This is a genomic window from Agarivorans sp. QJM3NY_29, from assembly GCF_050870835.2.
Taxonomy (GTDB): Bacteria; Pseudomonadota; Gammaproteobacteria; order Enterobacterales; family Celerinatantimonadaceae; genus Agarivorans.
In genome coordinates this window covers 2,888,983-2,903,422 of the sequence record NZ_CP194036.2, presented here as the reverse complement: position 1 = coordinate 2,903,422, position 14,440 = coordinate 2,888,983, and the positions used below count along the sequence as shown (strand labels likewise).

Below are 14,440 nucleotides of genomic sequence, written 5' to 3'. Positions count from 1 at the left end.
GGCTTACTTCCTGTATGCGTTGTTAAACGACACACCACCGTATGGATTCCAAGTGATACCACCAAGAGTATCACTGTATGAATACATCTTTAAGGCGTGAGTTAAGGGCAGTACTGGAACGTCTTGTTCGATGATCTCTTGAATTTTGTAATAGTTTTTTAATCTGTTAATTAAACGCGGTGAACGGATTGCATCTTCTATTAAGCTTTCAATTTGACCATTACACCAACGGCTATAGTTATAGCCTTGTTCTATTGCATCACAAGAAAATTGTTGCCTAAAAAAGTCGTCGGGGTCGCTGTTATCGCTAGACCAGCCAACTAACAGTAGGTCGTAATTTGCTTGTCCGGCGAGTAGGTGGCGTCGTAACACCTGCCAATCGATCAAACGCACATTGACTTGGTACCCATCGCTGATCAGGTCATTACGGATCAGTTCAGCTGTTTTACGGGGTTGAGGATTATAACTCTTGGCTTGATTTAAAACCCAAAACTCTATCGCGGTTTGTTTGGCTTTTTCCACATAAGGATAAACCAAGTTATTTTGGGCGGGTGAATGGGCTTCACGTCGATAAGCCCAAGAAGAAGGCGAAAGTAGCCCATGTGCAATCTCAGCGGTATTTAAGTAAACGGAATCAACAATACGCTGTTTATCAATTAAACCTGCCACGTCGCGTCTGATCCGCACATCGGCAAAGGGCGGTTTTTGGGTATTAAAGGCCAGATAAGAGACATTCAGCCCTGCTTGTACCGAAACTAATAAGTCATCGCGTTGTTTCAATACTTGCAACTGGTTGGCGGCAGGTTGCGCCATAATGTCACACTGTCCGGTGAGTAATTTTGCTAAACGGACCGATGAGCTTGGAGTAATATCAAATACCAACTGCTGCATCGGTGGGGCACCTCGCCAATGTCGCCAATGGCGATAATAACGAATAAAGTGATCTTTGCGCTGATTGGCGAAATAGAAAGGCCCACTGCCGATTGGTTGCTGGTCGATTAAGGCTAACTGATTCTGTTGTCGCAGGTGATCAGCGTATTCTGCGGATAGTATCACCGCATAGTCACTGGCTAAGCTGGCGAGAAAAGCAGCATCAGGTTTTTTTAAAACAAACTCGACCGTGCTTTGCGAAAGCTTATGGAGTTGACGAATATTATTTGCGAAACCAATATTATTGAAGAATGGATAGTCACCGTGCACCAGTTTATATAAGGGGTGATCGGGATCCAGAATTCGCTGAAAACTTAACATCACATCATCGGCATTAAGCGTTCTGCTTGGCGAGAAGTACTTGGTTTGATGAAAATGGATCCCCTGCCTAAGATCGAAACGATAGTGCAGACCATCTTCACTAATTTGCCAGCTACTGGCGACCCCGCCGATCAATTGTTGGGTGATTGGATTAATTTCAACTAAACGGTCGTATAAATGCCGCGAAGTGACCGCAATCGCATTGATAGAGCTTTCGAGTTGGGGGTTAAAAGTACGAGGTGCGGTTTCGGTACAATAAACTAAACCTAGCTTTTTAACGTCTTGTTGTTGCTCACAACCGACTAGCAGCAAGCTTAGGCACATCATTGTGCCGTATAAAAATGCATTCATGTAAAGCTGATATCCTGATAACCGCGGGATAATTTACCATTAACCATCTGCTTATCTCAACCAATGATAGACCTAAGCTTGAGTATTAATTTGATGCTTTTTAATTAATCCTCTTAGCTGATGGTAGCTTATTTGTAGAGATTTGGCAGTAAGCGTTTGTTTAAAATGATTTTTCTTAAGCGTTTGAGTAATTAATTTTTTTTCGAAGGTCGCGACTTGTTGGTAAAATCCAGTGCTGTCGTGACTGTCCTCTAGAGTTGCTTGGGGAGCTTGCTTGGGACGCCAAGGAGACGCGAAAGCGTCAAAGTTTATGTCGTTAATTAAGTCTTTGGGATCTCCATTTTCAACCACCGCTCGTTCCACCACATTTTTTAGCTCGCGGATGTTTCCAGGCCAATGATATTGTTCCAATTTGAGTTGCGCTGCTTGGCTGAATCGAGGTTTAGATTGTAGATTTAGTTCACGGGTCATTTTTAAAGCAAAATAGTTGGCCAGTAGCAGAATGTCTTCAGGTCGATGGCGTAAGGGAGGCAGAGTGATGACTGCAAAAGATAATCGGTCTAACAGGTCGGCTCGAAATTGTCCTTGTTGGGCGAGGGTGGGCAGATCTTGATTTGTGGCGCAGACTAAACGTACGTCGATGTTGATGCTTTTATTGCCACCAACTCGCTCGATTTGGTTTGACTCGATAGTTCTCAGTAGTTTTTCTTGTACTTCCATCGGCATATTCGCCAATTCATCTAACAATAGCGTTCCATGGTTGGCTTGTTCAAATCGTCCTTGGCGTTGCTGAGTGGCACCGGTAAATGCCCCCGCTTGATGACCAAATAGTTCTGATTCGATTAAATTGGGATTGAGGCTGGCGCAGTTTAAACCTAGATATTGTTTATCCCAGCGTTCCGACAGGTAATGAATACGAGCGGCAATTAGTTCTTTACCCGTTCCTCTTTCGCCGATGACCAATACCGGACGATTCAGTGGCGCCAGTAATGACACTCGGTCGAGTACTTCCAAAAAACTAGGACTATTTCCGAGTAAACTGGGGCTTTCCATTGGTTATTCTCACTAATAGATGGTTAATTTAACTATATCTTTGGTCGTCACTTCTGTCACCTATAGATTATACCCTTTAATATCAATGGTTTAAATTATTGGTATGAGTCTTGATAGAGAACAATAGACCAATTTTACTGAATGAGGAATTCACATGGGTATGTTCACTCGATTAGCCGATATCATTAATGCCAATATTAGTGCAATGTTAGATAAGGCTGAAGATCCACAAAAAATGTTGCGTCTTATCATCCAGGAAATGGAAGATACTTTGGTAGAAGTACGCGCAAGTACCGCAAAGGTTTTGGCTGATAAAAAACAATTGCTTCGAAAAATCGAACATTTGGCGTTGCAAATGGACGACTGGCAAGCGAAAGCTGAATTAGCTTTAAGTCGCGAGCGTGAAGATTTGGCCCGTTTAGCTTTGGTGGAAAAGAAACATTTACAAGAGTCAATCAAGGTTCAGCAACACGAGCTCGGTTTAGTGGATGATAGCTTAATACAACTACAGCAAGAAATTGAGCAGTTAGAACTTAAATTGCTTGAATCTCGTAATCGACAAGCAGGATTGATAGCTCGTCAAACCACGGTAAAAAATCGTCATGCGGTTCGACAACAATTAGATAACGATCGCGCCTTAAAAACTCGTGAGAAGTTTGAGCAGTTTCAGGCTAAAATCGATCAACTAGAAGCTAAAGCGGAAGTGTTAGGCACGGATGAGGGGAATCAAGACTTAGCGAAGCAGTTTGCTGAGTTAAGCGCTGATGCGGAAATTGCCGATGAGTTAGCTAAACTAAAAGCAAAATTGGCTAAATAATGGGAGAGGGTATGCTTACTGTATTAGTCACACCGTTAATACTATTTATGGCGATAGTTGCTCCCTTATGGTTGATTTTGCATTATAAAAGTAAACGTCAGCTGGAACACGGCATTAGTGAACAAGAGCGAGAGCAACTGAATGCGATAGCGGCACGAGCGAAAGAAATGTCGTCTCGTATTAGCGCATTAGAAAGTATTCTTGATGAGCGAGTGCCGCACTGGAGGGACCGCTAATGTTTGAACGACCTTTTTATCGCGATCCAGTTAAAGGCAAAGTTGCGGGTGTTTGTGCTGGATTGGCACATAGCCTAGGCGCTGAAACTTGGTTAATTCGAATCATCGCAGTGACCTTGGCGATTACCAATTTTGGGTTATTTTTAATTGTATATGGCGCGGCTTGGCTATTTTTGGACAAGCAGCCTGTCGACGCCAAAGTTAACGATGAGGTCACCGTAAAATCGAAAGTATGGCAACGTGGCGAAACGCCAAGTCAAGCCTTAAAAGAACTCGACTCTCAATTTGATGGATTTGAGCAACGCTTACGTAAAGTTGAAAAAATGGTTACTGCTCGTAACTTTGACCTCCATAGTCAGTTTAAGGATTTGTAATTCGAATTACATGAATATTCAGTTGACTGTGCCATGGATATGGCTTCAGGCAGCAGTTATGATTCTGGCCTAGGTGAAGTCGTTGGGGATGGCATCAAGCCTTTCGACTCTCACCTCATTACAGCTTACATTTATTGGCGATCGTTATTCACAAATAACCATTGCGCAATCACCCTCTTGGAATTAATGTTGCCCTCAGCGCTTGATCTAACCGATATTGGAGCAGTAAATTGCTTACGCCTCAAATTAACCCAATTCATTAGCAAATGACACTTTGGTTAAGCTAGCTTTTTTGGTTAGACTAAACACATATAAGCGCATTAAGTCGAATAGTATGTTGAAGTCACTAAGGAATAGGAGAGCTTTTTTGCAGTTAACGCGGATGTTTAAGCAGAAAGCAATACAATACGAAGGTGGCTTTTTTTTGAGCCTCAGTCAATGTATCAAACCACGGGGTGATGTAGTAGGCGTTTTATGCGCATAGAACTTAATTGTGAGCAAAGTACCTCAGTTTTTAGTGCCGTATTAACAGTATTGGTAAAACATGGATTGGCGCTAAAAGCGATGCAAAGTGTTGATAGTGGCCATTTGTTTTTACATTTAGCTGAAATGGAACTCTCTCTTACGCAACAACTACTGAGTGAGTTTCGTTATGTGAATGGCGTTTCCGATGCGCGTATTGTTTCAGCTTTACCTTCGGAAATTGAGCATAAAGAAGTACAAATTTTGTTAGACAATGTGCCTTATCCGGTGGTCTTGATCGATAAGGTAGGTCAGATCCGACAGTTTAATCAGGCATTTGAACAATCCTGCCCAGATTCCACGCAGTCTCTAACAAACAGTGATGTAGGCCGATTTTTACGAGGTTTTAGTGTACAACGTTGGTTCGGTGGCGGTTCTGGAAAACGTGAGTTAGTGGAAGTTCAGCTGAGTGGTCGAGTTTATATGGCTGACATCATTCCGCTGTCTGAAACGGTATTATTTTCTCACCTTCCTGGCGCGATTATGCTGTTTAAATCGGCGCATTGGCTAGAGTCAAGTTTTGACTTATCTCAGCTTGAATTGGGAATTAGCGAAGGTCGCTTGGTTGCGAGCAGCGATGAAACTAATCTTGTCTTAAGCGGTATCAAACGTCTGGTTGAGCATCCGATGCCAACCTTATTATTCGGCGAAGCAGGCGTAGGAAAACGATTTTTTGGCCGTTTACTGAACGAGCTCTCGATGGGCAGTGATCAAGGTCTTTATGCATTCAATTGTCAAGATCAGCAATATAGTTTGTTGGAACAGTTGGCAGAAATTGCTGCCGAACGGCCGCATACGGTATTGTTAAGTAATATTGAAGGCTTAAAAAGTGTTGAGGTTGAAGATGCGATTAGCGCGCTGTCCGCACCTCAACTTGGGATTAAACACCTCTTGTTTACTAGTCGTTATACGCCAGAACAACTGGCGGCGTTATGGGGCGGCGATCGTTATTATACGTTGATCAAAAATAGCATATGTGTGCCTCCGCTTCGGCAACGAAAAGAAGATATTGTCCCCTTAAGTCAATCCTGGTTAGACTTTCAGTATGCAAAACATCAGGAAGTTTCGCCTCCGCTAACGCGAGAGGTAAAGCGCTATTTAAGTTCTCTGAGTTGGCCGGGCAACATTCCGCAACTTTATCAGGTTTTACAAGATTCACTCGACTTCGGTAATATTAAACACTGGCAAGTGAATGATATTAAATACCACCATGAAAAAGTAGTGGACAGTGTGAATATCGAAAGTCTGTTGCAACAAGATTATCATTCAGCGATGGGCCAATTTGAACATTTGCTGCTGAGTTACCATTATCCGCAACATCCAAGTTCGCGTTTACTGGCGAAGAAGTTGGGTTTATCTCATACCGCGATAGCCAATAAACTTCGAGAACATAATATTCGTAATAAATCCGATTTTGACAGCTAGCTGATGCTGCTTTGACGGTGAAAAAGCGCGTTCTTAGGTTTACCCTTGCGCTGGTTTTGCTATGATGCGGCAAGCAAAAATATAAATTAGAGCAATGGAGACGCAAACATAATGAAGACCTATAAGATCGCCTTATTGGCTGGTGACGGTATCGGCCCAGAAGTAATGAAACAAGCGGTCAAAGTACTTAAAGCTGTTGAAGCGCGTAACCCAGAAGTCGCATTTGAACTTAATGAAGCCTTATTTGGTGCTGTGGCTTATTTTGAAACGGGTAAATCTTTCCCTGAAGAGACCATGGCCATCTGTGATGAGGCGGATGCGATTCTTAAAGGTACGATTGGTTTAAATCACGAAGATTCTAAAAAAATTCCGGTAGATGAGCAACCCGAGCGGGGCGCTTTGTTACCTTTGCGTCGACGTTACAATACTTATGCGAACTTCCGCCCTGTATATCTACCTAAAGAATTAGCGCATTTCTCACCATTGAAACCAGAAGTGATTGGTGAGGGTATCGATATCATGATCATTCGCGAATTGGTGGGTGGTTTGTATTTCGGCGAAAAAGAAATGGGTAAAGATGAGAGTGGTAAACGCTATGTGCGTGAAGTGCTTGAGTATGATGAAGACCAAATTCGTGACATTTTAAAAGTTGGTTTTGAGACCGCCCAACGTCGTAAGAAAGTACTGCATAATATTCACAAAAGTAATGTTTTAAAATCTAGCGTATTGTGGAACGAAATTTTAGAAGAAGTAGCGGTGGATTACCCCGATGTTGAAGTTAAACATATTTTGGTTGACGCTGCGGCGACTTACTTATGTTTAAATCCAGGCCAGTTTGATGTGATGGTGATGGAAAACATGTTTGGTGACATCTTAAGTGACCAAGGTGGTGGGATCTTGGGTTCTTTAGGTTTGATGCCTTCAGCTTGTATGGGACCTGAGAAGTCTTATTATGAGCCTTCTCATGGCAGTGCTCCTGATATCGCGGGTAAAAATATAGCCAACCCTTACTCCATGATTGGCTCGGTTGCGCTGATGTTAGAGATGAGCTTTGGTATGGAACAAGAAGCGAAAAATCTGTGGCATGCGATGAAATCGGTATTTGCCAATGGTTATGGCACGCCGGATCTCGCGAAAGGTGATGATGCCAAATTAATTGATACCGATGCTTTTGGTGACATGGTTGTCGCTGAGTTAAATAAGACCTCTCGAAGTTAATGAGTCAGTCTTAATAAAGCCAGCCTACGGGCTGGTTTTTTGTTGCTGCTACCTAAGGTAATCATCCCCTATTTACCTTGCTAAAAATGAATGCTAGCTTGATGATGCGCTTAGCAATTGGAACTGCAGCGATAGCAATCAATCGCTTGCTTTACTCAAGTGCCTTCGGCTTAAGTGTTTATCAAATGGGTGGCATTGGGGTTAATCTGGACTTAAACAAATGAAAAAACAAACAACATTAATTAGTGCGGGTCGTGATAAGAAGTGGACCCAAGGTTTAGTCAATCCGCCGGTCTCGCGTGCCTCTACCGTGGTATTTAACAGTGTTAAAGAAATGAAGTTGGCAACGGCTAATCGCCATGATAAAACTTTATTTTATGGCCGCCGTGGTACTCAAACCCATTTTGCTTTCCAAGAAGCTATGAATCAAATTGAAGGTGGCGAGGGTTGTGCCTTGTATCCTTGTGGTACCGCTGCCATTAGTGGGGCACTGTTGTCATTTTTGCAGCAGGGTGATCATCTACTGATGGTGGATACCGCCTACGAGCCGACTCGTAATTTATGTGACATGCTGTTAAAACGTTATGGCATTAGTACCACTTATTATGACCCTTTGATCGGCGCTGGCATCAGTGATCTTATCCAAGCCAATACCAAAGTGATTTTCCTCGAGTCTCCTGGTTCCTTAACCATGGAAGTACAAGATGCGCCAGCGATTGTCGCTGCTGCGCGACAAGCAAATCACGATATTGTGGTGATGCTCGATAATACTTGGGCTTCACCACTTAATTTTAGCCCCTTTGAGTTTGATATCGACATTTCTATTCAGGCTGCGACTAAATACATTGTTGGCCATTCCGATGTGATGTTGGGGACGGCAACTGCCAATAAACGCTGTTGGGATCAACTTCGCGAAAACTCTTACTTATTGGGTCAATGTACCTCGCCGGATGATATTTATTTGGCAATGCGAGGCATACGTACCCTTGGCGTACGTTTAGCTCAGCATCAAAAAAACGCCTTAGAAGTCGCTCATTGGTTGATGCTACATGATGATGTGGATCACGTTCGTCACCCTGCTTTAGCCAGTTGTCCCGGGCATGAATTTTTCAAGCGGGATTTTCAAGGTTCTTGTGGTCTATTTTCTTTTGTGATGAAAGGGGGAAATTCACAGGCTTTAACTGCCTTACTTGATGGCATGCAGCATTTTAAAATGGGCTACTCATGGGGCGGCTACGAAAGCTTGATCATGGGCGTAAACGGGGTTGATAAACTGCGCACTGCGACTCAGTGGCAGGCAACCGGTACTCTGATTCGGGTGCACATTGGGCTAGAAGATACGGCTGATTTGCTCGCCGATTTAGCGGCGGGTTTGGCGAGATTTAAGGCTGAACTTTAAGCGCTGCGGACTTATACCAATCGGGATAAAGCGCCTATTTTTGTAAGCCTCTGAGCAATGCCAGCGAAGGAGCGATTGGCACTCTAGCTCTTAAAGTAATAATGGAAATGGGTGTTTCCCATCACAATAAGGGTCTGCATGGCTGGTTTAAGTTTAATTGCCTTACTCGATGATATCGCCGCGGTATTAGATGATGTGGCGCTGATGACCAAAGTGGCGGCAAAGAAAACGGCGGGTGTGTTAGGTGATGATTTAGCCCTAAATGCTCAACAGGTTTCCGGGGTTAACGCTGATCGTGAGTTACCTGTAGTATGGGCGGTCGCTAAGGGCTCTTTGCTCAACAAGTTAATTTTGGTTCCTTTGGCCTTGTTGTTGAGTGTATTTTTACCTGTGGCAATCACTTGGCTGTTAATGTTAGGCGGTTTATTCCTTTGTTTTGAAGGTTTTGAAAAAGTATCTCATGCCTTGTTTGAGCAAACGGGACCAGAGCAAGATGCGCATCGGCAGCAGCGTATACGGGCAAACTCGGATCCGGCCATTGACCTCGTCGCTTTTGAAAAAGAAAAAATACGAGGTGCGATCCGTACTGATTTTATTTTATCGGCGGAAATTATCGTGATCGCTTTGGGCACGGTGAACGGTGCGGAACTGCTTACTCAAACAATCGTCGTTTCGGGGATTGCGGTGATGATGACTGCGGGCGTGTATGGCTTGGTTGCAGGTATCGTGAAGCTTGATGATGCGGGTCTATATTTGTTGAAATATGCAGAAGTTCATCATCGTGGTTTTATACTGCGAGCTTTTGCCCGTGCCCTATTAGGGTTTGCACCGCGCTTAATGAAGCTGTTAGTCATTGTTGGCACCGCTGCCATGTTTTTGGTTGGTGGCGGTATATTAGTGCATGGTATCCCGTTGTTCGCGGACTTAGCGCATCAGATAAGTCATTACTTTGCTTCGGCAAAAGGTTTCCTACTATTACTGAAATATAGTGTGCCAGTATTGCTTAACGCTCTAGTTGGGGTGGTTGCTGGAGCAGTCATTATGTTGGGATGTATGACAGCTAAACGTTTGATAGGACGAGTCACTACTTAGGTAAATGCTTGCTTGGTGCTCGCAAAGATTGATATTTCTTTAGGATCTCCGAGTAACGAGGGCTGTCCAAAATTTTGAGTAAGGCGGTTTGAAAGCGCTCTATAAAGTGATCGCTAATCGTACGATTAAAGGCATAACAAAGAGGCACGTCTTGGAGTAGCCATTTCACCTCATAAGCGTCTAGTGGCAGTTGATTTTCAATTGCGGCTTGGCGAATAATGGTTTCTACGCCCGAAATGTACTCGACCCGTTTCGATAATAACAGCCGTATTAATTGTCGGTAGTTATTGGTTAGCTTGATATTGTGGTCGTCAAAGCTGTGATTGAGCAACAGTTGCTCTCCTACATCAGTGCGCATTGCAGCAATCATGCTGCTTTTGAATTGATTTAAATGGCTTATTTTTATTGCCGTATTTTTGGGCCCGAAGATGACCACTTTAATCCTATCGATTGGACAAGCCCATTTAAAATAAGGTTCACGTTTGCTGGTTCGGGCGGTAGAAAATAGTACAATATCTGGTTTTTGGGTCATCAGATAATAGGCTCTCGCCCAAGGCATCACTCTAATTTCTTGTTCGGGCTCGCCCATGACTTGCCATGTCAGCCTTAATAGTTCTACCGAAATACCCTGAAGTTGACCACGCTCATCGGTATAATTAAACGGAAAGGCTTCTTCAGTGATATAGGAGAGAGTAGGCGTTGCTGCTGAGGTAAGCGCCGGAGAAAGAGAAACAAGCAATAGAAATAAATATTGGGAAAGCCGCATGATGATACGCTCACTACAGTTGGATAGTCCAAGTATAGTGAGCGAAGCTGACTTATGCTTTTCCCTTAAATATCAGTTTGTGAACTGCCCACTCAATATTTAATTAGATCAGTGGCAACCTGACGCAAAATTCAACACCGCTGTTGTCACTGAAATTACGAGCTGAGATCTTACCTTTGTGAAATTCACAGACTAGACGTGCGATATATAAACCCAAGCCTAAGTGGGGTTTTTGTTGCGCTTGTTGGCTGCGAATTGACACCATTGATTCAAAAATTTGTTCTACCATGTTGTCTGGCAGAGTCGGGCCATGATTACTAATAAGTAATACTGCGTCTTTATTGTCTCGTTGAAAGCTCACCTGAATGGCTTTATTGGGCAGGCTAAACTCCATTGCGTTGGCGACCAATTTGTCCATTAATTGGGCTATATATTCAGGAACTCCAATGATGTTTAAGTCATCAGTGCAAATATCACAGTCGAAGACTTGTTCAGGATAAGTGTATTGGTAGCCCTGCATGCAGCCCGATATCACCTTCGTGAGTGGAAAAGAACAGCGTTCTGCTTGCGATAGGCTCTGTTCAAGTCGAGTCGCTTCGCTCATATTATTTAAGATCATATTTAAGCGATTGACACCTTCTTGAGCCCGGTCGACATATTTTTGAGCGTCCCGGTCGAGGCGTTGTAAACCGAGATGTTCTAATGAAGAGCGCACGACGGCGACCGGTGTGCGCAGTTCGTGAGACAGCCGAGAAGACATATTTTCCAAATAATGAGTATATTGGCTTAAACGGCTAACCACATTGGCAAAACTACGGGATAAATCGCCGATTTCATCCTTATCTTTGGAGCCTCGCAGTGGTGCGCTCACTCTACCTTGACTATCGATGGCCTGTTCGGCTTGGTCGCGTAACTTCCGGATCCGATTTGAAATACTCGAAGCGAAAATAAATAGCGACAATGTACCCACCGACATCACAATCAGAATAATATTGAATAGTCGTTCGAGGGCATGATTACGCAGCGTTCGAATACCGTTGGTGGTTTCCTCGGCAATGACCACCCCCATAACCTTGTCGTCGATCCAAATCGGACTCGCGGCAGCCAACACAACCGCACGGCCATCGGGCGTGAGCCGCCAAGTTGAACCGGGTTTACCATTCAAGGCTTGCTGAATATGGCTGCCCCTAAGTTCGGTTGAGTCCTGCAAGGAGTCAACAAAGTCTTGCGGCGGTTTGGTGAGTATTTTGTAGTACAGCGGATACAGATATTGTTGCATCAGCTGGTTCCACCAATTTGTTTTGGATTTATGATTGAGACTACGCGCCCAAATACTTTGGGTATTGCGAATATCACCAGATTTAGCCAATACACGACCGTGTTTGTCAACCACCCAAATACGCGAGCTATTATGGCTCATGCCTTTAATAATGCTTTCAATTTCAGGCGAAGGGACTAACACAGTACCGAGTTGGTCGACACTATCAATTGCTGAGGTGCCAATAATAGAGATCAGTTTTCGTTTGGCTTGGCGATTCACGTTATAAATCGCAAAGCCAAGTTTACTGCCCACCATCTTCAGCGGGATCCGTAATTCTATGTTATAGCCTTGCTTGGTGCTTAGCCACTGTCCTTGGATCTTTATCTCAGGTTTGACGGGGGTGTTTAGCTTGGGATCGAGCGGTAGCTCGAAGGCATTGATCCAACCGTCTTCGGTGGTGGCCACAATATAGCGGCGAAAATTACCGTCAGGAGCCAAAGTTGCGATCGCCAGATGATCGTTATTATCGATGCGCAGGGTATTTTTGCCGCGATACACCACATCGGGATCTGTGACTTCAAAACTGGCATAAAGATAGCGGCCAAACTTGCCTACCATGTGAGTAAATTGACTGTTGATCGGTGCATCGGGATCGGCTTGGTAAATCACATGTTCTTTGCCGTAAGTGAGCATTCGATGCTGGTAGTCTTGCCAATCACTTAATTTACCATCTAATAGGATCGGGCCCGCCAATGGATAAGCATAGAGATCGCGTCCTTTCTCTACTTGGCTTAAAAAGCTGGCTTGGCTGTCAAATAATTTGGGGCGTTCGTGTAAGGCGGTCGCTAAGGCTTGGGTCGTCCCTTCGAGGGTTTTTTCTTGGCCTAAACGTAAGTATTTCTCCATTTCCCAGACGTATTGATAACCCAACCAAGGCAGGCAGAGCAAAAATAATGATAAAAAAGTGACCTTGGCTCGCAAGCCTAAAGGTAATACCGGCAGCATTAGGCGAGGCTATCCCAGCGGTAACCCATGCCATAGACCGTATCGATGCATTCGAAATTGGGGTCGCTGGCTAAAAACTTCTTGCGGATCCGTTTAACATGGGAAGTAATGGTACTGTCATCGACAAAAATTTTCGCCTCGCTCATCAAGTCCTGACGACTACGCACATGCCCAGGGCGTTTGGCGAGGGCATGTACCATCCAAAACTCGGTGACGGTTAGTTCAATCGTGTGTTGATTCCATAAAACTTGCATCCGGTTGCCGTCGATGGCTAAGGGGCCTCGTTGTAGTAAGTTATCTTCTACAGGGGGGGCCGCCAGTAATTCTGAGCGGCGAAAGAGGGCGGCGATGCGTGCTACTAAGTGCGGAAAACTAATGTCTTTAGTGAGGTAATCGTCGGCCCCTAAGCGCAAGCCACAAACGGTGTCGAAGTCGCTGTCACGGGCCGTTAGAAAAATAATCGGTAAGCTGCTAGACATCGCACGCAGCGACTGACACAACGAAAAACCGCCGTCAATCTCATCCTCTAGGCCAATATCAATAATCGCTAAATCGGGTAAGCGGGTGTTAAAGGCTGCCAGAGCGCTAGGGCGATTTGCATAGGCTTGGACGCTATAGCCTTGTTGCTGTAGGACGTCTTTGTAGTTTTCGCGGATAGCCGCTTCATCTTCTACGATGGCAATGCGTTTCATAGGGGCATGGATCTTCTAAGTGATTGACTCAGGTGAACTATACCTCATTTTTAAGCAAGTTTGCGGGGCTTAAGTGAATTGCCATTTTATTGCCACAATTGATAAGCGTACTGCCATTTTTGCGGCCCGTGAATGCCATTTGTTTATTGTTTAATGGATCCATCGAAACGGTTTGAGCTTTTCAAACCTCGTGAATGAAACCATTGAACAAGGATATTAATTATGAACAAGTCAGTTATTAGTCTCGCCTTAGTGACCAGCTTAAGCCTTTCTTCATTGAGTTATGCGGCTGAGCCTAGTCCGCAACTGAGTGAACGTGATGCGAAAACGGAAATGATCGGTTTAGGTTCTGGCGCTGCTGTTGGTGCGATTATTGGTGGCCCGATTGGCGCCTTTATTGGCGGTTTTACAGGGGTGTTTATTGGTAAATCGGTGGCTGACGAAGAGGCACTTGCCAGTCAACAGCAGCAGTTAAGTGAGCAACAGCAGCAGTTGGCTCAGTTGAGTGAACAGACTGAGCAATACCAGACATTAGCGGCGCAGCATGCCAGAGTTAATGCTCAGTTGGAGCAACTTAAAAACGCCCATCAAGAAAAGATGTCAGAACTTGAATTAGGTCTGAATGTGCAATTTAAAACCGGTTCATCGGTGATCGAACCGCATTTTAAACAGCAATTAGATGATGTGGTTTATACCATGTCTCTCGCGCCAGAGCTGAAGTTGAACTTAACTGGCTATGCCGATCGTCAAGGCGATTCTCGTTATAACCAAGCGCTGTCGGAACAACGTTTAGCTGAGGTTCGCGCCTATTTAATTCATCAAGGGATTGCTGAGCAACGACTGAATTCGCAAGCCTTTGGTGATCGTTCTCCATTGCTGGCCGAGCCCAGTGTAGAAAACAACTTTTTTGACCGCCGTGTCACTCTCAAACTTAGTGCTCAGCGTGGCATGTTAGCCGCCCAGTAATTGCGTTTAGGA

The 14,440-nt window shown here is 44.3% G+C and carries 13 protein-coding genes; 8 read left to right on the top strand and 5 right to left on the bottom strand.

Features of this window, described 5'->3' with window-relative positions:
- Window positions 1-3: 3 nt before the first annotated feature.
- A complete protein-coding gene (locus ACRRS0_RS13220; RefSeq protein WP_432452720.1) occupies window positions 4-1,602 on the bottom strand; it encodes an ABC transporter substrate-binding protein in 1,599 nt (532 codons plus the stop codon).
- Window positions 1,603-1,674: 72 nt separating this feature from the next.
- Complete coding sequence (gene pspF, locus ACRRS0_RS13215; protein WP_432452721.1) at window positions 1,675-2,655, bottom strand: phage shock protein operon transcriptional activator; 981 nt, start codon at window positions 2,653-2,655, stop codon at window positions 1,675-1,677.
- A gap of 154 nt (window positions 2,656-2,809) precedes the next feature.
- Here pspF and pspA point away from each other — a divergent pair, with 154 nt between their 5' ends.
- The 7 genes from pspA (at window position 2,810) to ACRRS0_RS13180 (ending at window position 9,738) form a co-directional block, all read left to right on the top strand.
- On the top strand, window positions 2,810-3,472 hold the full coding sequence (pspA, locus tag ACRRS0_RS13210; protein ID WP_432452722.1) for a phage shock protein PspA: 663 nt from the start codon (window positions 2,810-2,812) through the stop codon (window positions 3,470-3,472).
- An 11-nt stretch (window positions 3,473-3,483) separates the two neighbouring features.
- Window positions 3,484-3,708, top strand: a complete 225-nt coding sequence (pspB, locus tag ACRRS0_RS13205) for an envelope stress response membrane protein PspB (RefSeq protein WP_432452723.1) — start codon at window positions 3,484-3,486, stop codon at window positions 3,706-3,708.
- Window positions 3,708-4,082, top strand: coding sequence for an envelope stress response membrane protein PspC (gene pspC, locus ACRRS0_RS13200; RefSeq protein WP_432452724.1), 375 nt, complete (start codon window positions 3,708-3,710; stop codon window positions 4,080-4,082). The genes pspB and pspC overlap by 1 nt, the downstream gene beginning before the upstream one ends.
- A gap of 474 nt (window positions 4,083-4,556) precedes the next feature.
- Window positions 4,557-6,029 (top strand): TyrR/PhhR family helix-turn-helix DNA-binding protein, encoded by a 1,473-nt coding sequence (locus ACRRS0_RS13195; RefSeq protein ID WP_432452725.1) that lies wholly within the window; start codon window positions 4,557-4,559, stop codon window positions 6,027-6,029.
- A 111-nt stretch (window positions 6,030-6,140) separates the two neighbouring features.
- Window positions 6,141-7,247 carry a 3-isopropylmalate dehydrogenase gene (gene leuB, locus ACRRS0_RS13190; RefSeq protein WP_432452726.1) on the top strand — a complete coding sequence of 369 codons (1,107 nt, stop codon included), beginning with the start codon at window positions 6,141-6,143 and terminating at the stop codon, window positions 7,245-7,247.
- A gap of 220 nt (window positions 7,248-7,467) precedes the next feature.
- A complete protein-coding gene (locus tag ACRRS0_RS13185) occupies window positions 7,468-8,646 on the top strand; it encodes a cystathionine beta-lyase (RefSeq protein WP_432452727.1) in 1,179 nt (392 codons plus the stop codon).
- A gap of 138 nt (window positions 8,647-8,784) precedes the next feature.
- On the top strand, window positions 8,785-9,738 hold the full coding sequence (locus tag ACRRS0_RS13180; protein WP_432452728.1) for a DUF808 domain-containing protein: 954 nt from the start codon (window positions 8,785-8,787) through the stop codon (window positions 9,736-9,738).
- Here the strand turns inward: ACRRS0_RS13180 and ACRRS0_RS13175 are convergent.
- The 3 genes from ACRRS0_RS13175 to pdsR all read right to left on the bottom strand — a co-directional run bounded on the left by ACRRS0_RS13175 (window position 9,731) and on the right by pdsR (window position 13,462).
- Window positions 9,731-10,504: a substrate-binding periplasmic protein gene (locus ACRRS0_RS13175; protein WP_432452729.1), complete on the bottom strand. Its 774-nt coding sequence runs from the start codon at window positions 10,502-10,504 to the stop codon at window positions 9,731-9,733. The two genes, ACRRS0_RS13180 and ACRRS0_RS13175, sit on opposite strands and share 8 nt — an antisense overlap.
- Before the next feature lie 103 nt (window positions 10,505-10,607).
- Window positions 10,608-12,770 carry a proteobacterial dedicated sortase system histidine kinase gene (pdsS, locus tag ACRRS0_RS13170; RefSeq protein WP_432452730.1) on the bottom strand — a complete coding sequence of 721 codons (2,163 nt, stop codon included), beginning with the start codon at window positions 12,768-12,770 and terminating at the stop codon, window positions 10,608-10,610.
- Window positions 12,770-13,462 (bottom strand): proteobacterial dedicated sortase system response regulator, encoded by a 693-nt coding sequence (gene pdsR, locus ACRRS0_RS13165; RefSeq protein ID WP_432452731.1) that lies wholly within the window; start codon window positions 13,460-13,462, stop codon window positions 12,770-12,772. Before pdsR ends, pdsS begins: the two co-directional genes overlap by 1 nt.
- Before the next feature lie 222 nt (window positions 13,463-13,684).
- Here pdsR and pdsO point away from each other — a divergent pair, with 222 nt between their 5' ends.
- Entirely contained in the window at window positions 13,685-14,428 is a 744-nt protein-coding gene (pdsO, locus tag ACRRS0_RS13160; RefSeq protein WP_432452732.1) for a sortase-associated OmpA-like protein PdsO, read from the top strand.
- The last annotated feature ends 12 nt before the right edge of the window (window positions 14,429-14,440 follow it).

Excerpts from the sequence above, each read along its gene's own strand:
- ACRRS0_RS13220 (WP_432452720.1), bottom strand. The coding sequence starts at position 1,602 with ATGAATGCATTTTTATACGGCACAATGATGTGCCTAAGCTTGCTGCTA.
- pspF (WP_432452721.1), bottom strand. The coding sequence starts at position 2,655 with ATGGAAAGCCCCAGTTTACTCGGAAATAGTCCTAGTTTTTTGGAAGTA.
- pspA (WP_432452722.1), top strand. The coding sequence starts at position 2,810 with ATGGGTATGTTCACTCGATTAGCCGATATCATTAATGCCAATATTAGT.
- pspB (WP_432452723.1), top strand. The coding sequence starts at position 3,484 with ATGCTTACTGTATTAGTCACACCGTTAATACTATTTATGGCGATAGTT.
- pspC (WP_432452724.1), top strand. The coding sequence starts at position 3,708 with ATGTTTGAACGACCTTTTTATCGCGATCCAGTTAAAGGCAAAGTTGCG.
- ACRRS0_RS13195 (WP_432452725.1), top strand. The coding sequence starts at position 4,557 with ATGCGCATAGAACTTAATTGTGAGCAAAGTACCTCAGTTTTTAGTGCC.
- leuB (WP_432452726.1), top strand. The coding sequence starts at position 6,141 with ATGAAGACCTATAAGATCGCCTTATTGGCTGGTGACGGTATCGGCCCA.
- ACRRS0_RS13185 (WP_432452727.1), top strand. The coding sequence starts at position 7,468 with ATGAAAAAACAAACAACATTAATTAGTGCGGGTCGTGATAAGAAGTGG.
- ACRRS0_RS13180 (WP_432452728.1), top strand. The coding sequence starts at position 8,785 with ATGGCTGGTTTAAGTTTAATTGCCTTACTCGATGATATCGCCGCGGTA.
- ACRRS0_RS13175 (WP_432452729.1), bottom strand. The coding sequence starts at position 10,504 with ATGCGGCTTTCCCAATATTTATTTCTATTGCTTGTTTCTCTTTCTCCG.
- pdsS (WP_432452730.1), bottom strand. The coding sequence starts at position 12,770 with ATGCTGCCGGTATTACCTTTAGGCTTGCGAGCCAAGGTCACTTTTTTA.
- pdsR (WP_432452731.1), bottom strand. The coding sequence starts at position 13,462 with ATGAAACGCATTGCCATCGTAGAAGATGAAGCGGCTATCCGCGAAAAC.
- pdsO (WP_432452732.1), top strand. The coding sequence starts at position 13,685 with ATGAACAAGTCAGTTATTAGTCTCGCCTTAGTGACCAGCTTAAGCCTT.